Genomic DNA, 26678 nt, shown 5'->3' on the forward strand with positions numbered 1-26678 from the left:
TTCCCATTTTTCATTTAAACGAATAAAACCGGAAAATATTCACTCAACAAACTGAAAGAAAGATACTTAATAACAGGAGTTTTCTCCTCTAGGATATTAAAAATTTCTACAAAATACTTTTAACAAAGAAGTTTATTGCTAAAAATCCCCCAAAAGGTCCGTCCCCGTTTATTAAAAAGTACCGATACGCATCACTTCCTGTTCAAAATCCTCCCGAGCTCCCCGGGCTTTATTGCGCATTTTTGTACGATAGTTGTAAATGGTTTTCAAAGAATAACGCAGGAATTGGGCAATTTTGTTGCTATCCGTAATGCCCAAACGGATGAGGGCAAAAATCCGCAATTCCGTATTCAGTAGTTCTCCCGGCTTCAATATAATCTCCTCTCCTTCTGCCAGCAAAGCATTGAATTCTTTTACAAAATCAGGAAACAACTGTAAAAAAGCAGTGTCGAAATTAGTATAAAATTCCTCCAGTTCCTCCTCTACAAATTGAGTCGATTTTAAATCCCGGAACAATTCCTCTGTCTGCCCGTTCATCGCCTTTTTATTCAAGGAACGCCGATAAGTATCTAATTTTCCGATATAGGTTGAACAAAGATCCAAGAAACGACCAATATAAGCTTCTTTAATATAATTTACTTCTGCCAAACTTTTATTTGTAAGTTGCAAACGGGTGTTAGAATCCGATAAGCGAACATTCAGAAGTTGTAATTCTCCATTCAACAATTTCAATTGTTCATTCGCTTTTCCCACCTCTTTTTTAGCCAATGCCAGTTTTTTCATTTGCCGTCTCAAATAAAGAGCCAGAAGGATTAAAAATAAAGCCAATACACTTATGCACAAGAGATAAATAAACATTTGCCGCTGCTGACGCTCTCTTTGCAAACGATAAGCTTCATTGATAATCGGCAAAACCTGTGACACCTCTATCGTACGCAAACGGGCATTGCAAAAAGCAGCGTCTTCCATCGCCCGTTTCATATAAGCATACGCCCTTGCGATATCTCCTTCCTCATACAATAAAGCCGCCAATTCCCTAAGCGAAATATATTCTTTAACCCCACATTTTAAATCCGATAAAGCCGATATAATCAAATATTCTTTCTCCTTTTCCTGTTCCCCCATCTGCCGATAGACATTAGCAACAGCATAAGCCGTATACCCCATTTCCCGGCTATCCGGATTTAAGGTCTCATAATAAGGCAACAATAGGTTCAATGCTTTCCGATACTCCCCTTGATGTACCCACTGATTCGCTTTTATCATTACACGACCATCGCTTTTTCTGGAGGCTAAGCTCAACAAAGAATCCTGATATAAAGCTACTTTCTGTTCATATTCCTGCTGCAGTTCCTCTCCGATAGCATAATCCCGCATTGCCCCGTATAAGGTCTGATACAAATGATAATAAGATTCCAACATTTCTTCCGACAATTCCCTTTGATCTATATTTGCTAATAAATCCAAAGATTCCCAGTACATCCCGGTAATAATTCTCACTTCAGCCAATAACATACGGCTTTTCTCTATAATTTCCCTCTTCCCTGATTTTTCTGCCAATTGTAATTGTTCCCGTGCATAATACAAAGCCGAATCAGCAGTATATATTTTGTACTCGTTAGCCAAATACGCATCTGCTTCCATCCGCTGTTCATCTGTCTGCGCCTGTTGGCGTTTTAATTTTCCCTCTGCAATCCGTTGCTCCTTCCGCTGTATATATTCTTCAGGATATTTTACAATCTTATCCAATTCCTTTAATCCGTTCTCTTTTCCTCCGGATTTTCCAAATAATAATAACGGCAACAACAAACTGACCCAAAGATATAATTTCATCCTTTTACTTTTTTCCAATAACCTTTTACAAAGATAACTACAACTCTTCTAATTCCTTATCTTCCTTTTACTTTTTTCCCTCAAAACGTTCAATCTCCTAAAACGAACGAAGCCACTCTTCGAAAATTATATAGCTTGAGATTTTTTATAAAGACATTAATAAATCTCAAAATTCCGGGAAGGAAGGTATTTTCTTTTTCTCCACAGTTTTTTTCAAACGGAAAGGGACCTAATTTTGTCCAAAAAATTTGCAGCATGAAAGGTTTAAATTCCCTATCCATTCCTCTCCAGGGGAACGAACGCCTGGATGATATTTCAAAGCCGGATCTCAATCTTTGTTTTCAAGATCCGGATCCGAACGTGTTGAGTCCCTATCACAGGCAATATTTTGGTTACTCCTAATAAAAGAGTGTCCTCGCTTTTACCCATATCAATAATATCCGGGATCACGATCTGGACGGACACAACAAGCCGAACCGATACTGTTGCGAAGTAGACAAAAATATAAAGAGATTCAAGCCGCAATTTAATATTCCTTTACGAACGGCTTTGTATATTATCAAAGACGTCGATGAGAATATCAAAACAGATCTTCTGGTAAAAAGCAATATAAATTCCCCCCCTTTCTTTTATAAGAAAATTATCTTCAAGCCCTTGACCAATCTTCTGGTGAAGGAGGCTGTATCTCCTTTCAATTTTCTAATTAATTTTCTGGGACAGGCTCTCACAATCCGAAAGATATCCCTTTTGACATCTACCGGACAGATTTCACACTGAAACAATTTTTGTTGATCCATCCATTGACCACTGTTAGGAAAGCAAAACTGGAAATGACTCTTAAATTGCAACCACCTTACACTCCTATATCAACTAAAAAATGAAATAAGCAAACGAAAATACTTACTGATTCCCGTAATCAAAAATCGAAAGACCATTTATTCCCTCAAGTTCTTAAAGAAAAAAGTACGAATAAATATTTACGCCAACCGATTCGTCGGTAACTTATAAAGATAAAAGCTGCTATTCATTCCGACTTTCCCTCAAAGACGAAAAACCTTTATCCGAATAGAAAAAGTAATAAAAAGAATGAAAGAAAGAGTTTGCCATACAGCAAAACTTTCTCAACTAAGTTTAAAAAGCCACTTATTTATCCTAAAAGAACTTTTTAAACCTCTCCACAAATCTTAAAAGCTACATCTCTTTCACTTATTTAAATTTACCTCACCACTTATTAAGGGGAATTAAAAACTATATTATACTAATTTACTGATTATTAAAAAACATATCCCTTTTAAATTCGTTTGAATAGTAGAGTAATCATAAAAATTAGAAACGATGAATAACGAAAACACAAACTCAAAAAGCAGTGGCAGCCACACACAAGGTGGTAGCCATGAACAACATGTTGAAGCAGGACGTAAAGGCGGTGAAGCTTCTCATGGAGGTGGACGCAGTTCTCAAAGCAGTAACAGAGAAAACAGTAATTCCGGTACCCAAGGCGGAAGCCGCGAGCAACATGCTGAAGCAGGACGTAAAGGCGGCGAAGCTTCTCACGGAGGTGGACGCAGCTCTCAGAGCAGCAGTCGTGAAAGCAGCAATTCCGGCAAACAAGGCGGAAGTCGCGAACAACACGCTGAAGCAGGACGTAAAGGTGGCGAATCCTCCCACAGAGGTGATTGTCAATAAAACACTTTACAAAATAGGACAATTTTCCTATTGAAATTTTTAATCCAAAGAGTATACCAGACTGTCCACGGACAAAACAATCACTGGTATACTCTTTTTAGGTAACGACCAAGGTTTGTGTCAATGAGAAAGCAAGACTCAGATAACAGTACTTCTAGCTGGAATCTGTTTCTAAATACAATCATAAATGGATTCCTGATCCCTCTCGATCCTCAAACAGATATCGTTCCTTCCTTTTGATTTCCGTCAAAGCGAGATAAACAATCTTTTGACAACCTCTTCCGATAGAAAGTTTATATCCGTGTCCTTTCCGATTTTTCCATTCCCCTCTTCAATGAGATGGGAAAAAGTAAGGAAAGATTCCGAAACAGTACCCCCCTTCCAGGAAAAACGATGCTTACCCGATACCCTTTTTTACCCTGTTGATTTAAAACAGTATACTTCCTTCTACTAGTAGACTTTAAGCAAAGGGGACTTGCAGAAAATTTTATCCTTGCGAATACTTTCGATGTACTTACTACAAACGTCATCTGCTTATAATAAAACACGGAGCTTAAAAAGGGAAAGCTCCGTGTCGCAATGCGATATACTCACCGAAAGTAAGTGAAATAAAAGTAGAAATTTATTAGTAATAACCATCCTTTAAATTACTCATATACTGTTTTATTTTTTATTGCTTTTTATTTGTAAGTATCTTATAGCGTTCTTTCTAAGCAAAATTGATAATAGTCAATGTCTGTCCTATCACGATAAATGCATTCCGTCTACTGATTGTATAAAAATAAAGAATTTAATCCTTATAGCAAGTATTAATGGATTTAGAAGAGTATTGAAATAATCGACAAAACTAAATATATAATCAGAAAATTGTTTTTTATGTTCGATACAGAAACATAAAATTATACAGTTTTATACTTCTCAATTTTACCCTTCCCTTTAAGTGATGTCTATATTCATTTGATTTATAATCTATTTTGTCATCTTTTTATTTTACTATACATGATTCTTTGAAATAATTTTATAAAAATTATGTTTCGTAATTCATTTAAGCCAGTTTTAGGAGATTATAAAAACTTCTAAAATTTTAGGTTATGAATAAAGAAATTATGAAAAGTTATTATCCTTACGATTTAAGAGTAATTAATCCATCTACCTCTAGTACAATTTATCGAATTAAAATGTTTGACACTGAAACTTACTTTCTCGAAGATTCTTGGCATAGAGAAATTGAAATTTCTTATAAAGACACGAATTACAAACCTGTTCTTTATTCTTTGAATCAACTGGATTCCTATATAAAAGTAAAAGGAGGTATATCTATAAATTTCTTAGATATTATCAGTAAATTGTTGACAGATTATTTTTCTCTTATACAAGTCGATCCAGGAAATAAATGGATAAAAGAAATTCTATTCAACTACTTTCAAAATAAAAGTACCGTTCCCTTTACCCACAAAATTATGAAGGCGATATACAATCTCCTTTATCGTTTCCATTTCGACCTTGATCATCTTATCGAATCCGGTGAAGCCATAGATGCTATTACCCTTAGAGTGAATCCTTATGATTTTTATCCGATAAATTGGTAAGTTAAAAAGTACAGGGTATTAGAAATACCTTGTACTTTTCCCATTTTCTGAAAAAATATCCATTTCATTTCAGAGATGGATATAATTTACTAAAAATATTTAACAGATTCAATAAATATCAATTAAATGAGAATAGTATTAAAGTATTCTATTTTAAACATTTAACAGTTCAAAGAGCGTTTATTAATTGAACTAAGTTAAATGAATAAATTATTTTCCTACTTCTAGAAAGATCTCATCAAAGGCTGCTGAGCCTTTATCAGAGAAACACTCACCAACAAAATTATTCCTGGCAATAATTTTATCTCAAAAGATTTATATAAATAATTTTTTATCTTAAAACTTTTCAACTCGATAGTGAAGAAGGCAACAAACGAAAATCCATAAAAAAGATATATATTTTTCTTCTTTTCCTAAATATTAATTGCTCTTGGCTATAATTCAAAAAAATATACTTCATTTATTATTTTAAAATTATCTCCCTGCTTTTCACTAGAAATTTTTATTTTACAATAGTACAATTAATGTTGTTCGGAGATAGAGTAATAGGGATTAAAAAACATGGAAAAATTTTAATGCATGCATGAATAGATGGCACATAAGAGAAGTATAGAGTTCCATACATCGCAAATTTGTAAGAAATATGAAATTGAATAAATAATATATTTACGTAATATATTATGAAAAAGCTGAATAATAAAAATTATTATTCAGCTCGTTCATCATTAATTAATCGCCATTTGTTCCACACCATTCTCCGCAATCATCTTCGCATTCACATTTAGGAGCAAAAGATGCCATTAAATCATCTCTCACAAATAATAATTCCCCAACAAAAAAAGTTTGTTCATCATAATTTGACTTGTCCATAATTAACCTCCTTTTTTAATAGTTTATTCTCTAAAAAAGATATTAGCATAGATTTGATAAATCGACAATAAAACATCTGTTGTTCTGATGACAATGTTTTTCGAATAGATATACATCCTCCAGCACAATGCCATTTTGCAAAACAAGTCTCACAATCATTAAATCTATTTTGTCTAACAGTTATTGCATTATGAAAACTTGTTTGATTGATGCAAACAGAACCATCTTCTACCCGTCCATACTGAAAAGATGAAAATGCTATATCCTTTTCAGTTGAGTGCCTATGACAAGAAACAATATCCCCCGTTGGTGTTACACAAAATTCACCAACACAGAACTGTTTTCTAATACGAAAAAATGAGTTTAAAATAGAATTATATACAAATATATTATTTTCTCTGGCAACATTATAAGCTTCGATAAATTTTTTTACAAATTTTTCATAATACAAATTGCTATTTTCTATTGTGTCTGAAACAGGTTCGAAATGAAGTTGATTAATATTAGGATAATTTTTAACTGTAAATTGTACCATATCTACCATTAATTCAACATTCTTATTCGTAATTGTAGAACGTAATCTAAAAGGGATCTCATGTTTCAATAATAGGTGAATATTCTTATCTACAACATCAAATGAATTCAATGTACTCATGGAAAAATTACGTTGCGAATTTTGAATTTCTGGAAGGATGTCATAAGAGACACAGAGCTTAACATTCATTTTTTTTAACCATAAGATTCGCTCTTCGTTCAACAATGTTGCATTTGTAGTAATCCCGATACTCTTTTTTATTTTCTTCTTATTAGTTTCTTCTGTTATATAGTTGATAGCCCATACGAGCAGACCCCACGTAAGCATCGGTTCACCTCCCCCTATAAAAGAAAATGTCTTAGAGTGATCTTCATTAGAGGATAATATATAATCAACAACAGCTTTTATCTTTTCTTTACTGAGCACTTCTTTTGATCGAGACTCTTGAGCATAGCAATAACTACAAGCAAGATTACACATTTGAGAAAGAATAAACATTACTTTATCTGAAGTATCAATAACACATTTTGTATCAGATTCTTTAATTTCTATTCTTTCTAATTGTTGAAAACGTCTGAATAGTGTTGTATTTTTAACTTCATATGGAAAAAGACCATTCTCCAAATAACTATTAATTGCTGTAATAGTCTTATTATTTGCATAAAAAGCTACACCTCTTAAAGGTAAATATACTATATATTTATTTCCTGAAGGAATAATAAAAATATCTTTCTTTATATCATTCATGCTCAAATTTGTTAAAAATAAAAAAACAATAATTTTATCTTACTATATATATACATTACACAATACGCGAAACAAACTCCGGTTCGGGCATTCGTTCAAGGGTTGAAATTTCAAACATAACCCTTGACTTCCGGTCGCCAATTTCTATCCGCCGATTCCGGAATAAACCGATTACAAAAGCATCGATTGCTTCAATGGGATAAAACGATACGATTAACCGGATAGCATGTGCCAGAATCCGCAACCGATCCCCCTCAATTTGAAAACGAGGTATGTATAAATTAGAAAAGGTAAAAAGTTTAAACGTCTTTTTCCCTTTGCAAAAACCACTGTCGTGCAACCAGGAAGTAAATTCCGGATTTCCTTCGTTCAGAATTTTATATAAACAACTGGACAACTCGTACATATAATTACAAGGCAGAGTGGTCCCTTCTACTAATTTTAATTCTAATTTCAGACGCATATAAAATCATTATGTTCTAAAAATAAGAAAATATAATGACAACTCCATCTTGATTCTAAAGAAATATTTACATTTATAAAGAATTATGTTTCTATTTGTTATCATTGATTTCTTAAATTGATATGGTGTTATTCCCTTCCCCCCTAGTGATTTTTGGAACAATCAGAAAAAATTCGTATTTATCTGTCAGGAAAGAGCGTTTATATATTTTCAGAAAAGAGAAACAGCTAGTAATTTTGTAAAAACAGGCGCAACCCCGACAAACAGGAATACTACTGAAGATTTTACAAAAGACAGGGCAACAGCTACGGGACGGAAAAATTCCCTTTCTTCCTTGCTAAATTGTTGCTTGCCCATCGACAATACAAACTCCTATCGGCTCAGAATAAGTAAGAAGCAGCACTGGGTAGGGATAATAATTCCGCTCTACGATTTTTCCTATAGACGAAAGTCAGCTTATATTTGAATTATTCCTATGTTTCTGAAGGGTTCCCGGCATTTTTTATACCTTTGTACCATCCATGGCAACGGATAATATTTTCACAAAACAATATGTATTGGGTGCTTTTTCTCACATTTGTCAAGATCGGTATGTTCACTATCGGAGGAGGTTATGCAATGATTCCCCTGATTGAACGGGAAGTGGTAAACCGGGGATGGCTGAATAAACAGGATTTTATCGATTTATTTGCGGTAACCCAATCTTTACCCGGTATTTTTGCCGTGAATATTTCCATTTTTGTGGGATATAAATTGAAAAAAATAACAGGCAGTATTATTTGTGCTTTAGGAACGATATTACCTTCCTTTTTTATTATCTTAGCTATCGCCTTATTTTTTAATCATTTTCAGGATAATGTATGGGTAGTAAAGGTCTTTAACGGTATACGCCCCGCCGTAGTAGCTCTTATCTTAGTCCCCTGTCTTTCCGCTGCGCAAGCGCTGAAATTAAAACGCATGGAATTGATCTTTCCCTTGATCGGGGCTGTTTTAATCTGGAAAGCCGGTATTTCCCCCGCTTATATCGTATTGGCTGGAATTGTGGGCGGCCTCGTATATACGTTTTGGATAAAAGATAAAATAAAGAAAAAAGGAATATAAATTAAGACAAGTAAACCATGATCTATTGGCAGTTGTGGTGGGTATATTTGAAAATCGGGATTTTCGGTTTTGGTGGAGGATATGCGATGCTTTCCCTGATTCAATACGAAGTAGTGGACAAACATCAATGGCTTTCTTTGCAAGAATTCACTGATGTCGTGGCTATCTCCCAAATGACTCCCGGACCTATCGGGATTAATAGTGCTACTTATATCGGTTATACCGTCACTGGAAATGTCTGGGGCTCTATCATTGCAACCATTGCCGTCTGTTTGCCCTCTTTTTTGTTGGTCTTACTTATTTCTTATTTTTTTGCCAAATTCAAAAACAACAAATATGTAGCCGCAGCCTTTACCGGTCTGCGTCCGATGACTGTCGGACTGATTGCTGCGGCCGCGTTATTGCTTATGAACAATGAAAATTTTATCGATTATAAAAGTGTTTTGATTTTTCTGGGAGCCTTTTTCCTGACCTGGAAATATAAAATTCATCCGATACTGATGATCTGTTTGTCCGGAATACTAGGATTAGTTCTCTACTGGTAATTTATACCTTTCCTTATATTAATTTACCGCTTATTAAATAACCTTCTCTCCCGGATTACGTTCCTAAAAAAGGAAATAAAAAAGTAAGATGAGAAGTAATTTCGATTATTCAGAAAATATCCGGGAGGTGAACGATGAAACACCGGATAATTTTACCCGGATGGGAAACGGGCATAAAGAAAAACTGGAACCCAAATACACAGACGGAGAACCGCCCGACGAAGATGAAACGGAAGTAATAGATGCAGAAAAAGAAGATACGTCCGATTAAATATCCGGGAAGTTTTTATTGACGGCAACTCCTTTCCAATAATTACGCTGCTGAAGAGATCCGCGCTTTGATATATAAAGATCATTCAAAAATGCTGGTTTCTTTTTTAGCAGAGTGTCCATTCATTCCTGACGGGAAGGTATTTATCCCTTGTTTTAAAAATAAATTTTCCGGATGCTTATCCCTGCTCCCCATCCGAACAACTTATTCGCTCGTTTTATTTTTGAATAGTAATTTCTGCAAAGACCGGATTATGATCGGACAAAAAGCCTGTATTCGGGATATCGGTAATATTTCGGAATTTATTTACCTGTATGTCCGGTGAAATAAAAATATAATCAATCCACGTTCTCTCTGTCTGAGGAAGTCTTCCGAAATCATGGAAAGTCCATTCCGGCCCATACACCAAGGCTGCTTCCAACTTGGCATTTTTTACTTTTCCTCCCTCTGTCAACAACATTATAATATCCGAATCCGGGATCGTATTAAAGTCCCCAGTCATAACAAACGGACGACCTTCTGCCAAAGCCGTTATTTGTTTTACTAATAAACGGGCACTTTCCTGACGAGCCACTTCTCCTTTATGATCCAAGTGAGTGTTTAAAGCCATAAATTCTACACCACTCTCCTTATCCTTAAAAATAGCCCAAGTTGCTATACGCTTACAAACCGCATCCCAGCCTTTTATTCCCACTTTCTCAGGAGTTTCACTCAAACTGAAATTCCCACTCTTCAAAACTTCAAAACGACCGGTTTTGAAAAATAAAGGATTGTATTCCCCTCCTTCCTTACCATCTTCCCGGCCTACACCTATAGCTGTATATTGTGGCAAACGGGACTTCATATCCTCCAACTGATTATGCAGCACTTCCTGCATCCCCACTATATCCGGAGCATAATAATTCAGCATTTTTCCTGCTTCCTCTTTCCGGTATTGCCAATTATTCATACTGTCCCGGGGTGTATCATAACGAACATTAAAACTCATAATTTTTAAGTCGGTTTGATGCGTTTTATGGCAACAAGCTCCTAACAAGAAAAATAAACCGAAAATAAATAAAGTATTTTTCATATTCTTTCCATTGAAATAATACGTATAGAATGCCTCAAAAACTATTTATTCAATTGAGGAATTCAAATGTAAACACTTTTTCCGGGAAAAGAGAAAGAAAAAGTTAGTAATTTTCAGCTGCTCCTAACCGTTCATTTTTAGGTTCCGTTCCTTCTCTGTATTTTTGGGGACTAATTCCGACATACCGCTTAAAATATTTTCCGAAAAATGAAGTATTGCGAAATCCTAATGAATAGGCGATTTCTTGTATCGAAAATTCAGTAGACCGAAGTTGTGCCTTAGCATCGGTAATGACTATTCCGGCAAGGATATCAGAAAAAGTATAACCGGATACCCGCCGGACAGTAGCTCCCAAATGTTGGGGAGAAATACTCAACAGATTGGCATAAAAAATTACGGAATGCTCCTTACAATAGTGCTGTCTTACGGCCCTGAGTACATCTCTGTATATCTCTTCTCCCCGGCTCAATATTTGCTTACTCCACGAATGACTTGTATATAAAAAATCTACTCCACACAAAAGAGATTGTAATATATTTTTTACAATTTCCAGAGGTAAATTGTCCTTTACCAAACCGTTTGCCCGGGCAAGTAAATGAAAATAATCCTTAAACCAAGTTGCTGTTTTTTCTTCTAAACTTAAAACCGGATTTTCCTGCATCACAGATACAAAATCTATTGTCAATTGCTGAAAATTCATGCTTTCCATAACAGAAGAAGAAAAAGCGACAAAACAAATTCGCAAATCGGCAGACTGCTGATAATACTGAATAACACTTCCCGGCATTATCCCAATAAAATCATTTTTCCGAATTTCCCATAAATTTCCATGAATTGCCGCTTTTAATTCCCCTTGCAAACAAAGGACAAATATCCCAGCTTTTAAACGACAAGGATTTTTATACATTTCTAAAAGACTCCCCTTTATTTCGGGCCCTACGATAAAATTCCGTTTTAAATCGGCATAAGGCATACGCCGCCTCTGAAAATTTTCCTCTATAATGAAAGTTTGCCATAAATCCTCGGAAAGGAACAATTCATTCATAAATACCTGTTTATAGTCAATCCACCCTACTATCGGAATCGATAAAGAAATGATAACAAAAACTTTGCCACCTTACCCGAGACAGGAAAGAGAATAAAAGATAAAGAAATAATAACAAAAGAGAGGTACAGAAAATACCTCAATGGAAAGGAAAGTTTTCCTTAAAAACGGAAACTTCCCTGACAAAAAAAGAAACTTCTAACAATTACAAACTTATTTTTTCTTTTCCAATTTCACAATTTCTCCTAAAGCCGGCAAGGTGATAGGAATATTCCTCCTTCGGGCTTCTTCAGCAAACACTTTGGGAGGATCACTCAAAGGTTCATCGGAAAGGTCAAAAGTTCCATAATGCATGGGAATTGTAATAGAAGCCTGCATTTCTGTAGAAGCTGTCAACGAATCGTAAGGAGAAATATGATTAGGTTGCATAAACCAACGGGGTTTATAAGCTCCTATACCCAACAATGCATAGTCCGGCGCCCCAAAAAGTTCAGGTATTTCCATAAAATGCTTGGAATAACCCGTATCGCCACTATAATAGAGAGAAAGTCCATTTCCCTGTAACATAAAAGCTCCCCACAACCGCTGACCGCTGTCGTGTACCGATCGTTTACTCCAATGCTGGGCAGGCAAAAAAGTAATCTTCAAGCCATTATCTTCTATTTGCTGATACCATCCCGCCTCTATCACCGCCAAATCCGGAAACCATCCTTTTAGCAGTTCTTCCATTCCCAGTCCGCAAAAAACCTTCATATGAGGATTATTCTTATACAGACAAGCTATACTCTTTTTATCCAAATGGTCAAAATGATCATGACTTAATAAGAGATAATCTATATTTTTAAATATAGCAGGATCTACAGGTAATTTACTCCGTCGCTTTACAAAAGGAATATTACCAAAAACCGGGTCAAACATCAGCCGTTTCCCGGCAATCTGCATAAAAAAGGAATTATGCCCGAGCCATACCAGAGAATCCCCCGGAAGATTCTCCAAAGAATGTAAATATTTTAATGAAGGTTCCCACTTTTCACGTTTTTTTTCTTTCCGCTGCGGATTAGGAGAAAAACGCCATTTTAAAATATTTCCGATACCATGAGTCGTATGAGGCTGGCGGTTTACAAATCGTCCCTTCACCACTGGATTCCCTTTCCAATACGGTTTTACTGTAATCAAACCCTCATTTCTCCGAAAAGAAATATGTTCTCCCATGCTTCTATTCAATACATTTATACGCAATTATTCTGCATACAAAAATACACTTTCCTATTCTGAAGAGGTGGAGAATTATCATAAAAATAATTAACGCCCCCACGGGGACGGACCTTTTGGGGCATTTCAAGAATTAAAATTCAATATATCCAAAATCTATCATCTATGTAAAACACTGGAAAAGAGGGAGGAAGAATAATTTATTTTATTCCTTTTTTATATTCTACACCTCAAAATGCTCCAAAAGGTCCGTCCCCGTGGGGGAAAGGAAAAGAAAAAACGTTTCTCGAAGGGGAAATTTACTCTTGGGGTTCCCAGCCGCCACCCAGTACCTTATAAAGGTTTACAATCGCGATTAATTCATCTCTCACGGCATTGTTCAAACCGATTTGAGCATCAAAGTAACCCCGCTGAGCATCCAATACATCGATATAACCAATTACCCCGTTGATATACTGCAAATTTGCCAATTCCAGATAAGAACGAGCCGCCTCTTCTAAACTATCCCTGGATTCCCGGATAGCCTCAATTTTCCGCGAAGAGACCAAGGCATCGTTTACTTCTTTAAATGCTGTCAGAACAACTTTTTCATAAGCATATCCTTCCCGTTCAGCTACAGCCCGCGCCGCCTTTAGTTGAGCCCGGTTCTTTCCCATATTGAACAAAGGAGCCAATATCTGTCCTCCCAAGAAAAAGAAAGGTGACTGAAAAAATCCTTCCCACTGGTTATTTTCCAAACCATACTGAGCCGACAACGGAATCTTAGGAAATAAACTGGTATATTGTAAACCTGCTTTTGCATGAGCAGCCCTCAATTTAAACTCCGCTTCCCGAATATCCGGCCGGCGTTCCAATAAAGTAGATGGCAAACCCGTAGGGAGAGTACGGGGCAAATTTTGTTTCAAAATGCCTTCTCCCCTGCCGATCTGTCCCGGATATTGCCCCGTCAACAAGGAAATATCATTTTCTTTTAAATGAATTTTTCTCTCTAAATCCGGCACTAAAGTAGCTGTTCTGGCCAATTCTACCTGAGCCTGCCGCAGAGATGTTTCGGAAGTCATTCCCCCCTCATACCGCAATTTTGCCAAATGAACGCCTTCTTTACGAGCTTCCAACGTCTGACGTACGATTTTCAATTCTTCATCCAGAGCACTCAATTCAAAATAAGCTTGAGCGACCTGAGCAACAATCGTCATTTGTAAAGCCCGTTGTCCTTCTACAGACTGCAAATACTCCGCTATAGCCGCCTGATTTCCCCAACGTAATTTTCCCCAAAGATCAATTTCCCAAGACAATAAACCTTTGGCCTCAAATATATTTTCAGGCGTATAATCATAATCCCGTTGCCCACTCACTTTAATGTCTACTTTCGGAAATAAATCCGCCTTCGCAATCCGTTTAGACGCTTCCGTTTCTTTAATACGGGCAACAGCCATTTGCATATCTTTATTATATAACAAAGCTTTACGAATTAACCCTTGTAAAACAGTATCCGTATATAAATCCCACCATTTTAACTCGCTTACCGAAACCGAATCTATCGTTTGTCCTTTTTCAAAGTCTGCAGGCAGATTTAATTCCGGCCGGACATACTCTTTCCCCAATTTACAGGAAGAAAGAAGTATTCCGAGTAAAATACAACTAATTCCGATTAGATATATTTGTTTCATATCGTTACAATTTTCCTTTAAGCCATCCCATAAAACCCTTATCTTTTCCCGAAGATTATATGGAAAAGTTTTACAGATTTATCTTGTTTTATTTTTTATGTCCTTCATCCATTCTATCATTCGGGCTCCACACTTTTCCTTTAAGTGTAATGCCTGCAATTTATGTTTCATCTTGCTTTTCGTCCGGTTAATCATCACAAAGAAGAAGGGAACCATCACAATTCCTACCGTAATAGCAGCCAACATACCGAAGAATACTCCCGTACCGATAGAATGCCGGCTAGCGGACCCCGGACCGGAGGCCATAACCAAAGGTAACATACCTAAGACAAAAGCTAAAGAAGTCATCAAAATCGGCCGGAAACGCAAACTGGCAGCTGTAAGAGCAGCCTTTAACGCATCTACTCCCCTCTCCATTTCTACCTGTGCAAATTCGACGATTAAGATTGCATTCTTTGCAGCCAACCCGACTAAAGTCACCAACCCGATCTGAAAATACACATCGTTCTCCAAGCCAAACACCCATATTCCCAAATAAGCGCCTAACGCAGCCACCGGCAAAGACAATAAAACAGCTATCGGAACCAACCAACTTTCATATAAAGCCGCCAAGAAAAGGAATACAAACACAAATACCAGCAACATAATAATTCCCATCTGACCTTCAGCCTTTTTTTCCTGATAAGAAAGTCCACTCCATTCCACCCCGATATTATCGGATAAATGTTCCTCTGCAATATTTTCCACCACTCTCATTGCTTCCCCCGAACTATAACCGGAAGCAGCCGCTCCTCGGATGACAGCGGTACTAAACATATTAAACCGACGAATATTTCCGGGCCCTGTCGTATACTCAGCATCCCCCAAAGCCGTCAAAGGCACCATTTCTCCGGACGAAGCCCTTACAAAAAACAAATTGATGTCATCTTTATGCATACGATAAGGTGCTTCTGCCTGAATATATACCCGATATACCCGGTTGAACATATTGAAATCATTTACATATACAGAGCCCGTATAAGCTTTCATGGTAGAAAAAATGTCGGCCATGGGAATTCCTAAAAATTTAGCTTTATCCCTATCTACGTCAAAATACAATTGTGGTATCTCAGGTTGCAAAGAAGAAGAAAGTCCGGTCAATGCCTTTTCTTTTACCGCATATTTCATAAAAGTATCTACTGCACTGACTAAATTTTCAAAAGAGGCTCCGTTCCTTGCTTCTATCTGTAGTTCAAATCCGCCTGAAGTTCCTAAGCCCGGAATTACAGGAGGTTTCGACAAATATACTTTGGCTTCCGGATAATGATAAAATTCTTCCCGTACATCCGCCATTACCTCTTCTACCGACATCTTATTTCCTTTCCTTTTCTCCCAAGACTGAAGGATAACCGTCAATTCTGTACGAGCCTGATTCGTTCCTACTCTAGGACTACTGCCGGTTACATTCTGTACATAAGCTACTGCCGGATGATTTTTGATATAATCCACAGCCCGGTTGGTTACCTCCCGCGTTCTCTCCAAAGTTGCCCCTTCCGGCAATTCCAATTCCACCTTAAAATACCCCTGATCTTCTTCAGGAATAAAACTTCCCGGTACAATCCGGTTCAAAACAAATATAGCAATCAGCACCATTCCAAAACCGGCTAAAATACGTCTGGAATTCCGACTCGCTTTTTCGACCAAACCCGTATATTTGTGATTTCCCGTAGCCAGCCATCGGTTGATTTTTTGAAATACTCTATTCTTTTGTCCCGAAGAAGGACGCAATAGAAGAGCACACATCGCCGGACTTAAAGTCAAAGCGACGACTAAGGAAATCAAAACAGATACAACAATTGTCACCGCAAACTGACGATAAAGCATTCCCGTTATTCCTCCCAAGAAACTTACCGGTACGAAAACAGCGGCCAAAACTAAAGAAGTGGCGACCAAAGCTCCTGTTAATCCATGCATTGCTTTTTTAGTAGCCTCATAAGGGGATAACCCCTCTTTTTCCATATAACTCTCTACAGCCTCTACCACTACGATAGCATCATCCACAACAATCCCGATGGCCAATACCAATCCCAAGAGAGTAAGCATATTTAAAGAGAAACCCAAGATCAACATCACCCCGAAAGTTCCCACTAAAGAGATAGGAACGGCAACCAAAGGAACAAGCGAGGCCCGCCAGTTCTGCAAAGACAGGAACACCACTAAAATAACCAATACGAGAGCTTCAAATAAGGTTTTATATACTTCATGTATAGATTCTGAAATATAAGTAGTGATATCAAAAGGTATATCATAACTTAATCCTTCGGGAAAATCACGGCTAATTTCCTTCATTGCCGCTTTTACATCTTCGGCAACCTGCATAGCATTGGCCCCCGGGAGCATATAAATTCCCAGCACTGCTGCATTTTCCCCATTAATACCACTTTCAGTAGCATAGGAAGAAGCTTCCAAAGAAACTCTTGCCACATCCCGAAGACGAATCAGTGAGCCGTCGGCATTGGCACGAACTACAATTTCCTCAAATTCCTGGACTGTAGACAAACGCCCCTGAGTTGTAATCGGAATAGTGATATCGGCACCTTCCATAGGCTGCATTCCCAACACTCCCGCTGCAGATTCCCGGTTCTGATCTTTCAAGGCATTTTGCAAATCCTGGACAGTGAGTCCGAAATTCGCCAAACGATCGGGCATTACCCAAATACACATTCCGTAATAACGGCTTCCGATATTCGATACCCGCCCTACTCCGGGAATACGTCTCAAAATATCTAAAACGTTGATTGTAGCAAAATTACTGAGGTAAATCTCATCAAAACGGGAATCAGAAGAACGCAAACAAATCGTCATCAACTGACTGGCAGATTGTTTTTCTACTTTAATACCATTTTGCACGACCTCCGCCGGCAAACGGGATTCTGCCAATTTCACCCGATTTTGTACCTCTACCGCGGACAATTCCGGATTGGCAGAAATATCAAAGGTAATATCAATGGTCAATCCGCCCGAGTTGCTGCTGCTCGATTCCATATATAACATACCGGGTGTTCCATTCAATTCCTGTTCGATCGGCGTAGCTACAGCCTGAGAAACAGTTATGGCACTGGCTCCCGGATAAGAAGCAGAAACTTTTACAACTGGAGGGGTAATTTGCGGATACTGATCCACAGGCAACATAAATAAGCCGATAAACCCTACAATCACAATTAAGATAGACAATACAGCCGAAAATATCGGCCGATCAATAAAGAACGTCGGTTTCATGCTTCCCCTCCTTCTCTTCTTCTCAACATACCAACGATTGAATCTTTTCCGGTTTCTGTTGCCGGCTCCGGTTCCTGAATAACCAGCACCCCAGGAGTAATTTTATGATATCCTTCTGTCACAACCGTCTCCCCCCGTCCTAAACCTCTTTCCACTACAACCTGGTTACCGACTTCAGGTCCTATTTCTATAAAGCGCTTTTCGGCTGTACTGTCCCTACGGACGACGTAGACATAAGCCCCTCCTTTTTCAATAACTACTGCTTTCGCCGGAACGACCACAGCATTCTCCCGGACATCCAATAATAACTTCACTTTTGTAAACTGTCCGGGTAACAATTTCCGCTCCGGATTCGCTAATTCAGCCCGTACACTGAAAGTACCGGTTTTCGGATCTACCTGAGGCTCGGCAAAATCTACCAATCCCCGGATAGGGTATATTGAATTATCTGCCAACGTCACAGTAATGTTAGGCTGCCAGGAACGACTGGTATCTTTTTCTCCCAATTTAACATTTCGCTGTAAACTCCGGAGATAATCCTGAGCCGTAAGACTGAAATCGACCAAAACGACATCACTTTCCACAACTGTCGCCAATAAAGATTTTGCCCCCGGACCCACTAAAGTCCCTATATCTACATAACGTTCACTTATATATCCGGAGATCGGCGACCGCACCGTAGTATAACCTAATTCCAGGTTCGCCTGCGCCAAATCCGCCCGGCTCATAGCAACACTCGCCCGGGCACTTTCATAAGCTGCTATGGCATTATCCAAATCCAACTGACTGGCTGCTTTCTGTACATAAAGCGGACGTAAACGCTGTACATCTCGCTCCGCCTTAGCTTCCTGTGCCAAATCCTTTTTCAACTGAGCATCAGCTTTATCTGCTCTCGCCTTATACTGAGCCCGGTTTATTATAAATAAAGGCTGATTCCGTTCTACCCGTTTTCCTTCTTCAAAAAGCATGTTTTCCAAATATCCCTCCACTCTCGCCCGCACTTCTACAAACTGTCTAGCCCGGATTCGACCGACATACTCCCCGTATATCTCCACATTGTCCGTCCCCGCCTTTTCCATTTTCACCACAACCTTCTCCGGTTCCTTTTCTTTTTTACATCCACCTATTAAAGCAGCCATGAATACTGCTCCCAAAATTACATAATTTCTCCTCATAATCCTGTTTTATTATTATCCTGCTAAATTCAGTATTGAAAATAATATGCCACATTGAACAAAAAGGAATAATACACTAAAAATCAACATATTATCCATTTAAAAATCTTACTTCATCCCAATAAACTGTAGAAAAATTCTACGAAAGTGTAGAAAATTCCCCTTCTCGCTCAAAAAAGTAACAAAAATAGCTTTTTTACCGCTTAAAGTTTTTTGAGGAACAAAAATCATCTCCTTGTTCGACAGTATAACAAAAATTTTATTATCTCTATAAATAGTAAAATACAAAACGTCAGGAAAACCGGAAAGAAAGCCAAAATGCAATACCATTACAATCCGATCGTTTTTTTCTCCTTTTGCCTTTTCGCCAGCAGTTTGTATAAATTCCGCCTTATTTTTCAGTTTTTTCCCTATCTTTGCCCCCTCGTAAAAGGAAAGGAGAGAAGATTATTCAAAATTTCCCATACAGATAAACCTTCGGACAGTTTAAATCATGATTTCAGTAGACGGATTAACAGTAGACTTTGGCGACCGCATTCTTTTTAAAGATGTGTCGTTTCAAATTAACGAAAAAGACAGAATTGCCCTTATGGGAAAAAATGGAGCCGGTAAATCGACCTTACTTAAAATACTGGCAGGAGCAAAAAAGCCTACCCGAGGTAGTGTCACGATTCCCAAGGATATAACAGTTGCTTATCTTCCCCAACATTTGATGACAGCCGACGGGAGAACAGTATTCGAGGAAGCTTCCCAAGCTTTTGCCCATCTGTTTGACATGGAAAAAAGAATCGAAAATTTGAACCGCCAACTCACAGAACGTACAGACTACGATTCCCCGGAATACTATAAATTAATCGAAGAAGTCGCTGCTCTAAGTGAAAAATTTTACAGCATAGACCTCACCCATTTCGAAGCCGATGTAGAAAAGACGTTAAAGGGATTAGGGTTTCAACGTACAGATTTCAACCGGCCTACCAGTGATTTCAGCGGAGGATGGCGCATGCGGATTGAACTGGCCAAAATGTTACTGAAAAATCCGGATGTATTACTTCTAGATGAACCGACCAACCATCTGGACATCGATTCGATACAATGGTTAGAGGATTTTCTGATTACAAACGGAAAAGCTGTCATCCTCATTTCTCACGACCGTACTTTTGTAGACAATATCACCACCCGTACCATAGAAGTTACCATGGGCCGGATTTACGATTACAAAGTGAATTACTCCCAATACCTGATTTTACGGCAGGAAAGGCGTGCCCAGCAACAAAAAGCTTACGACGAACAGCAGAAAATGATTGCCGAGACCAAAGAATTCATAGAAAGATTCAAAGGAACCTATTCCAAAACACTGCAGGTGCAATCCCGGGTAAGAATGCTTGAAAAACTGGACCTGGTAGAAGTAGATGAAGAAGATACTTCTGCTTTGCGATTAAAATTCCCTCCTTCTCCCCGTTCCGGAAGTTATCCGGTAATTGCCCAGGAAGTTTCTAAACATTACGGAACACATGAGGTATTTAATAAGGCTACTTTTACCATCGAAAGAGGAGAAAAAGTTGCTTTTGTAGGCCGTAATGGGGAAGGAAAATCCACTCTTGTCAAGTGCATCATGGGTGAAATCACGGATTATTCCGGTACACTCACGTTAGGACATAACATACAGATTGGCTATTTCGCCCAGAATCAAGCTTCTCTACTGGACGAAGAATTAACAGTATTTCAAACGGTTGACGACGTAACACCCCTGGAATTGAAAAGCAATACAAAAAATCTGTTGGGGGCTTTTATGTTCAGCGGAGACGATATCGATAAAAAAGTAAAAGTATTATCAGGGGGAGAACGTACCCGTTTAGCCATGATAAAACTTTTATTACAACCTGTAAACCTCCTGATTTTAGATGAACCGACCAATCACCTGGATCTCAAAACCAAAGATATACTTAAAAATGCCCTTCTGGACTTTGACGGTACTTTAATTGTCGTGTCCCACGACCGGGATTTTCTGAATGGTTTAGTAAAAAAAGTATATGAATTCGGGAACAAGAAAGTAACAGAGCATCTGGAAGATATAAACGGTTTTCTTCGAAAAAAGAAAATGGAAAATTTAAAAGAAATCGAAAGTAAAAAAGGCAAAAATGAAAAATGAAAAGAAGGAGAGGTATAAAAAAACGATATTAAAGTTAAACTTACTCTTCCTTTTTCTTTCTTTTTAAACTTTCTTTCACTTTCTCCCGTATAGTTGTCTGTATAAATTTAATATTTAGCACATGACAACCGTCTTTGTATTACGCCTATTCAGGATTTTTTTTCTTTGTTTATCCTGTTGTTATGTCTCCGAAATTGCTGCTCAGACGGATACAACAGCCCGATTGGTGAATTTACAGCAACAATTACCCAGTAACGATACCTGGTGGCAATTGTTTGGCGACAAGATGTTGGATTCACTTATTCCACAAGCCATAAACAACAATTACAATTTACTCAATGCCATTAAAAACATTGAATTAGCAAAAGCCCGGATGCGTATTCAACAAAGTGCCTGGTATCCGGAGCTTAGTTTTTCGAGTTCTTATACTCCCGAAAAAAATAGTTTAGGGATTGAACACATCAACGAACGAAATTACATCGGTCAGGCTGCTTTAAACATGAGTTGGGAGATCGATGTCTTCGGAAGCATACGCAAAAATGTCAAATCGCAAAGAGAATATTACTATGCTTCCCAAGAAGATTACCGGGGTGTCATGGTCTCTTTAATTGCTCAGTTAGCCTCTACGTATATCAATTTACGCACCTATCAAACCCAGTTGGAAGTAGCCCGGCAGAATCTGGCTTCTCAAAAACAAATAGTAGACCTCACCACTACCCGGTTCAATACCGGTTTAGCTTCCCGCTTAGACGTTTCTCAAGCTCAAAGTTTATATTTACAAACCCAAGCCGCTATCCCCGGAATAGAAGCTGCCATTTACAGTCAAATCAATAGCCTTTGCGTACTGACAGGGGAATATTCCGACAGCTTGAAGCGGCAATTGTTCCGAATACGCCCTTTACCTACGAATGCGAATATAAGAGTCGCCGGCATTCCGGCAGAACTCATCCGCCGCCGGCCCGATATTCGTTCGGCAGAAAGAACCATGGACGCTTTGGCTGCCGCTGTCGGAGCCTCCCGTTCCGACTGGTATCCTAAATTTTACCTTACAGGATCATTCGGCTTCGGGTCCGACAAATTTGAACATTTCTTTCGCAAAGAAAATATGGACTGGCAGATCAGCCCGGCCATCAAATGGACATTTTTTAGCGGCAGACGACTTGTAGAGACAACACGTACAGCACAGTTACAACTGGAAGAAGGAATAAACGACTACAACAATACCGTCCTTTCTGCCTTACAGGAAATAGACGACGCCCTGATGTCCTATAATAAATCCCAACAGCAATTGCAAGCAGACCGGGAGGCTTACCAACAAGCCCAGGAGACACTTTCTCTCGCCGTAGAACTTTACCGGCAAGGACTTTCCGATTATCAAAATGTCCTGAATTCCCAAAGAGATGTTTTCAATTACCAAAATGCACTTGTCACTGCAGAAAGCAATACTTTACTCTATCTGATACAATTATACAAAGCCCTGGGAGGAGGATGGGAAGAGAACAATTAAAAAAGAACATATGAAAAAAAGCATTTATACGAAAAAAGGAATATATTTATTTCTTCTCCTGGCATTTCTGGCAGGAGGATGTCGGAAAGAACAGGGGAAGAAAGAACAAGCTCAAAAAGCGGCCCCTGTTCCTGAAATTCTGGTAAATACGCCGGAAGAAGAAAATGTGACCTATACTTATGAGTATCCGGCCTACCTGGAAGCAGAACAAACCGTTAACTTAGTAGCCCGGGTTTCCGGCTTTTTGGAAAAAATCCTCTATACGCCCGGACAATTGGTCAAAGCCGGCCAATTATTATTTGTCATTGAACCCAAACCTTATATCGATCAGGTAAAAGCGGCGGAATCTCAGGTAAAAAGTGCAGAAGCCCAATTAGCTTATGCAAAAGCTTCCTACGAAAGGATGAAAGAAGCCGTACAAACAAAAGCAATCAGTGAAATCGATTATCTGCAGGCCCAGTCCACCTATAATTCGGCACTGGCCAGCCTGGATAATGCCAGGGCCCAGTTGAATACGGCCCGTATCAATTTAAATTATTGTTATATTAAAGCTCCTTTTGACGGACGCGTCAGCCGCAATTTGGTCGATCAGGCAAATTTTGTTGCAGGATCCGTACAACCGACCACATTGGCCACAACCTATAAAGACAAACGCATGTATGTTTACTTCAATATGGCCTATGCTGAATACCAGAACTTGCCTCCGGTAAAGGCAAATTTATCCCCCAACGACCCGCTTCGTTTTCTGACGGTCACAGATGCCGCTGACCCGCATCGGCAATGGAAAGGCGAACTCGATTACACTTCGCCCAATGTGGATTTACAAACGGGAACTGTCAATATAAGAGCAATTATCGAAAATCCACACGAAGAACTACTCAGCGGCATGTACGTCACCATTTCCGTTCCTTACCGAAATGTCAAAGATGCTCTCTTAATTCCGGAATCCTCCATCGGGACGAATCAAACCGGACGTTTTGTTTACATTATAGACCGGGATAACCGCGTTGAACTAAAACCGGTGACAGTCGGGGTACTCGAATCCGATGGAATGCGGCAAATCATCAGTGGCATACGCCGGGACGACCGCTATGTAGTAGAAGCCCTCATGAGCGTCCGCCCCGGTATGTCTGTCAAACCCGTTACCCGGAAATAAATTACTCCATATAAATTTTTCCGTCTGTACGGATTAATTTGCCGTCAGCGGTAACCCCCTCTATCACTACAGAGTAAGTGGAATAACCATCCGCCGTATAAAAATCGATGTCGGCCCGTCCTTTATCCGAAAGTTTTACGTCCGGCTTCCAGAATAAAGTCGTACGCAAATCCGGTTTTCCATTTTCTTTTTCTTTCGCCAATTCATATTTGGGGGAGTAAAATTCCACAGGTTTTTGATACCCTAAAGGGGTAATCTGTTTTACATTATATTGTACTTTATCATCTACCATTTCATCTATTTTTTTCCGTGTAATTACAATCATCCCTGATTTCCCCAAACGATAAGCTCCCTTTCCCCCGCCTACTTTGATAACTTCGATCCGGGCGATATCCTGCATATTCACACTCTCAAACGGATTATAATAAGGATCCGCATAGCTTTGATCATCTATTTCCATTCCATCGATAACCACCAGCGGAGGTATATAACTATCGTAAATGGAAGTAGGAGTACGAATATAGATTTTCCCATCCACGCCGACCCGAACTCCTGGTACCCGCATTAATACCTCTTCTACCCGCGTAGCTCCCATTTCTTCTATGTCTTTCGCATTAAAAGTAGAGGTAGCCAAAATTTCGTTGATCTGAATTTCCTGCTTTTCCTTGTATACACCCCTCACCGTTACCTCATCCAGATAAATCATCCGCATTCCATTCTCATAAGTATACTTTCGATCTGCTTTTTCTACAGCTCCCGGCATTACTTCTTCTTTCATTTCGGTATAGGTCGGAACAGGCATTACCACAGCTGGAAAAGAATCGGGGTATACGATCAATTCGACCCCAGGTTTCCCTTTTGTCGTCAGAGCCTGAAGGATTATCTCAGTGCTATCCGGAAATTCAAATCCATTGATCTGAAATTTTCCATTTTCATCGGTCTCCACCAGATTCAAATAATTTGCTTGCATGGACATAGCCGATACTTTCCCTTTTTTCATAGGTTTACTCTTAAACAAACCGATTGTACGAACTTCTCCTGTAATCTCCTGACCTATTTCCAAAGAAGAAGAAGGCAGTTGGAATTTTCCCCGAATCACTTCCGGGATCCGGTAACGTCTCCATCCCTGCGTCAACATCAACACGTCGAGGGCAGCTCTGGCCTTTCGGTTATCTTTTTGCAGATAAAAAGCCGGATCCTCTATATTTCCCTTCAACTCAGAAGTAAGTAAGAGGTTACTCAATAGGGTGTAATTCGTATCTACAATTACATCCCTGTCATCCGTAACTGCTATTGAAAAATTACCCGTTAAAGGACGTTTTTCCGAATCTGTTGCCCGAATATGAGCTTTTACATGTTCCCGGCTTCCATAAGAAGGGGAATCCGTTTTATAGGTAACCACCGCCTGATCATCATTCAAACAAAAAATCAAGCGTTCGCTCAAAGGATTCATTTCAGTATCCAATAAGACAAATTGCACAATTCCGGAAGGAAAACTCTTTTCATCGAATGAGATAAAATCATCCGAAAAATCCCAAGGCTTTGCATATTTTACCTCTCCTCTCGAATGGGCAAGCAAAAAAAGGGATTTCGTATCCTTTATATCTGCCGATTTTAAAACAGAAACCAAGAATTTTCCTTTTTTCCAACGGTTTATTCTGAGAGAATACATCTCCTTTCGGGCTTGCGGAAGCTCAAATCGTTTGGATTGGCCCCGCTTGTCTTTACAAACCGCATAATAGCTTTTCCCCGATTCCGGAGAAAACAAAAACGATCCCATGCCTTTGTGAAATGTATGAGCGGAAACGACTAAATTATCGTCCTGATCGAAAACATCCACCGAAACTTCTTCTGATATTCCCTCATTATTCAAAGCTTTAAATCCAACCTGGCAGGCAGTCCCTTCCAGCAAATATCCCCCTTCCGGAAAAAAAGACACGTCAAAATCCTGTTGTCCGCGGGGAATAACGATAAACTGATGATAATTCCCGGCCTCAATATAGAAGTGATTACTCTTTTCTTCCCCGGGCAATCTGAAATTAATTTTAGCCACACTATCCCGAGCAACCCAAGTATAATCCAATTTTTCCCGATTCAGCCATATAGAGAGCTGGGTGGGAGACAATTTACATTTTTTCCGCAAATCCACAAGTGAAATCCGGGCTTCCCGCTTCCCTTTAGCGTCCGGAGGTAAAAATTCCGCATTCGCCCGCATTTGTAACTCCAAAGGATTACTGATATAAATATTCTTTCTAAAAAAATATTCCTCTCCCAAACTACACATATAATTCGTATAAGCCCGGACGACATAATTTCCTCCTGCTAAATTTTCCGGCAAACTCATACTCCCATAATATAAACTATCCACCGGCCGGATTTTGATCCGGGAAACCACTGAATCCACAGGATTAATGAGTTCTACATACACATAACGACTGGCTGTCTCCGGCAAATGAGAAAAAGCATCTACCAAATAAATACGGAACCAAATTTTCTCCCCGGATACATAATGGGATTTATCCATATGAAGATGGATTTTTTCCTGAGGGTATGTCATACGTTGCCGATAAAAATTACCGGCAATGGAATCTACCGAAAGAAACGGCTTCCCTTGTGCGAAAACTGCCATTCCGCTTAATAAGCACATCCCTATAATGCCTATTCTGATTAATTTTTGAAAATTCCTGGTCATATTTCTACGTTTTAATGCGAATATATTATGCTTCCGACCACGTTCCCTCTTATTTTTAATTCATCAAAAAAGATGCCATGATCTGGAAAAACTTTTAAATTT

The 26678-nt window shown here is 38.8% G+C and carries 20 protein-coding genes; 9 read left to right on the plus strand and 11 right to left on the minus strand.

What is annotated here, in order from left to right; all coding sequences use genetic code 11:
• Positions 1–171: 171 nt before the first annotated feature.
• Positions 172–1833, minus strand: coding sequence for a DUF6377 domain-containing protein (locus tag HMPREF9449_RS10570; RefSeq protein ID WP_040611353.1), 1662 nt, complete (start codon positions 1831–1833; stop codon positions 172–174).
• Positions 1834–2088: 255 nt separating this feature from the next.
• On the opposite strand from HMPREF9449_RS10570, the gene HMPREF9449_RS16585 reads away from it, so the two are divergent.
• The 3 genes from HMPREF9449_RS16585 (at position 2089) to HMPREF9449_RS10585 (ending at position 5108) form a co-directional block, all read left to right on the plus strand.
• Positions 2089–2235, plus strand: a complete 147-nt coding sequence (locus tag HMPREF9449_RS16585; protein ID WP_156793296.1) for a hypothetical protein — start codon at positions 2089–2091, stop codon at positions 2233–2235.
• A 964-nt stretch (positions 2236–3199) separates the two neighbouring features.
• Complete coding sequence (locus HMPREF9449_RS10580) at positions 3200–3553, plus strand: hypothetical protein (protein ID WP_156793297.1); 354 nt, start codon at positions 3200–3202, stop codon at positions 3551–3553.
• 1057 nt (positions 3554–4610) lie between these two features.
• Positions 4611–5108, plus strand: coding sequence for a hypothetical protein (locus tag HMPREF9449_RS10585; protein ID WP_009137252.1), 498 nt, complete (start codon positions 4611–4613; stop codon positions 5106–5108).
• Positions 5109–5837: 729 nt separating this feature from the next.
• On the opposite strand, the gene HMPREF9449_RS16590 is transcribed toward HMPREF9449_RS10585, so the two are convergent.
• The 3 genes from HMPREF9449_RS16590 to HMPREF9449_RS10595 are packed head-to-tail and all read right to left on the minus strand — an operon-like array spanning position 5838 to position 7723.
• Entirely contained in the window at positions 5838–5978 is a 141-nt protein-coding gene (locus HMPREF9449_RS16590) for a hypothetical protein (protein WP_009137253.1), read from the minus strand.
• Positions 5959–7260, minus strand: a complete 1302-nt coding sequence (locus HMPREF9449_RS10590) for a radical SAM/SPASM domain-containing protein (RefSeq protein WP_009137254.1) — start codon at positions 7258–7260, stop codon at positions 5959–5961. The genes HMPREF9449_RS16590 and HMPREF9449_RS10590 overlap by 20 nt, the downstream gene beginning before the upstream one ends.
• Before the next feature lie 55 nt (positions 7261–7315).
• Positions 7316–7723 (minus strand): hypothetical protein, encoded by a 408-nt coding sequence (locus HMPREF9449_RS10595; protein ID WP_009137255.1) that lies wholly within the window; start codon positions 7721–7723, stop codon positions 7316–7318.
• Between the two features lie 552 nt (positions 7724–8275).
• Here HMPREF9449_RS10595 and HMPREF9449_RS10600 point away from each other — a divergent pair.
• From HMPREF9449_RS10600 to HMPREF9449_RS10610, 3 genes are all read left to right on the plus strand, one after another.
• Entirely contained in the window at positions 8276–8824 is a 549-nt protein-coding gene (locus tag HMPREF9449_RS10600) for a chromate transporter (protein ID WP_009137256.1), read from the plus strand.
• Between the two features lie 17 nt (positions 8825–8841).
• On the plus strand, positions 8842–9369 hold the full coding sequence (locus HMPREF9449_RS10605) for a chromate transporter (protein WP_009137257.1): 528 nt from the start codon (positions 8842–8844) through the stop codon (positions 9367–9369).
• 88 nt (positions 9370–9457) lie between these two features.
• Positions 9458–9640 (plus strand): hypothetical protein, encoded by a 183-nt coding sequence (locus HMPREF9449_RS10610; RefSeq protein ID WP_009137258.1) that lies wholly within the window; start codon positions 9458–9460, stop codon positions 9638–9640.
• Positions 9641–9857: 217 nt separating this feature from the next.
• Here HMPREF9449_RS10610 and HMPREF9449_RS10615 read toward each other — a convergent pair whose 3' ends face one another.
• The 6 genes from HMPREF9449_RS10615 to HMPREF9449_RS10640 form a co-directional block, all read right to left on the minus strand.
• Positions 9858–10712 (minus strand): endonuclease/exonuclease/phosphatase family protein, encoded by an 855-nt coding sequence (locus HMPREF9449_RS10615; protein WP_009137260.1) that lies wholly within the window; start codon positions 10710–10712, stop codon positions 9858–9860.
• Between the two features lie 103 nt (positions 10713–10815).
• On the minus strand, positions 10816–11757 hold the full coding sequence (locus tag HMPREF9449_RS10620) for a helix-turn-helix domain-containing protein (protein ID WP_009137261.1): 942 nt from the start codon (positions 11755–11757) through the stop codon (positions 10816–10818).
• Between the two features lie 213 nt (positions 11758–11970).
• Positions 11971–12969, minus strand: coding sequence for an MBL fold metallo-hydrolase (locus HMPREF9449_RS10625; protein WP_009137262.1), 999 nt, complete (start codon positions 12967–12969; stop codon positions 11971–11973).
• A gap of 299 nt (positions 12970–13268) precedes the next feature.
• Positions 13269–14639, minus strand: a complete 1371-nt coding sequence (locus HMPREF9449_RS10630) for an efflux transporter outer membrane subunit (RefSeq protein ID WP_009137263.1) — start codon at positions 14637–14639, stop codon at positions 13269–13271.
• A gap of 78 nt (positions 14640–14717) precedes the next feature.
• Positions 14718–17897, minus strand: coding sequence for an efflux RND transporter permease subunit (locus tag HMPREF9449_RS10635; protein ID WP_009137264.1), 3180 nt, complete (start codon positions 17895–17897; stop codon positions 14718–14720).
• The gene (locus HMPREF9449_RS10640) at positions 17894–19072 is read right to left on the minus strand and encodes an efflux RND transporter periplasmic adaptor subunit (RefSeq protein WP_009137265.1); all 1179 of its coding nucleotides are present in this window, start codon (positions 19070–19072) and stop codon (positions 17894–17896) included. Before HMPREF9449_RS10640 ends, HMPREF9449_RS10635 begins: the two co-directional genes overlap by 4 nt.
• Positions 19073–19565: 493 nt before the next feature.
• Between HMPREF9449_RS10640 and HMPREF9449_RS10650 the strand changes: the two genes are divergently transcribed.
• The 3 genes from HMPREF9449_RS10650 to HMPREF9449_RS10660 all read left to right on the plus strand — a co-directional run bounded on the left by HMPREF9449_RS10650 (position 19566) and on the right by HMPREF9449_RS10660 (position 23884).
• Entirely contained in the window at positions 19566–21221 is a 1656-nt protein-coding gene (locus HMPREF9449_RS10650; protein ID WP_009137266.1) for an ABC-F family ATP-binding cassette domain-containing protein, read from the plus strand.
• Positions 21222–21342: 121 nt separating this feature from the next.
• Positions 21343–22728: an efflux transporter outer membrane subunit gene (locus HMPREF9449_RS10655; protein WP_009137267.1), complete on the plus strand. Its 1386-nt coding sequence runs from the start codon at positions 21343–21345 to the stop codon at positions 22726–22728.
• A 10-nt stretch (positions 22729–22738) separates the two neighbouring features.
• Positions 22739–23884 (plus strand): efflux RND transporter periplasmic adaptor subunit, encoded by a 1146-nt coding sequence (locus HMPREF9449_RS10660; protein WP_009137268.1) that lies wholly within the window; start codon positions 22739–22741, stop codon positions 23882–23884.
• 1 nt (position 23885) lies between these two features.
• Here the strand turns inward: HMPREF9449_RS10660 and HMPREF9449_RS10665 are convergent, their stop codons facing one another.
• Positions 23886–26576, minus strand: coding sequence for a TonB-dependent receptor (locus HMPREF9449_RS10665; protein ID WP_009137269.1), 2691 nt, complete (start codon positions 26574–26576; stop codon positions 23886–23888).
• Between the last annotated feature and the right edge of the window lie 102 nt (positions 26577–26678).

The sequence above is a fragment of the Odoribacter laneus YIT 12061 genome, from assembly GCF_000243215.1.
Taxonomy (GTDB): Bacteria; Bacteroidota; Bacteroidia; order Bacteroidales; family Marinifilaceae; genus Culturomica; species Culturomica lanea.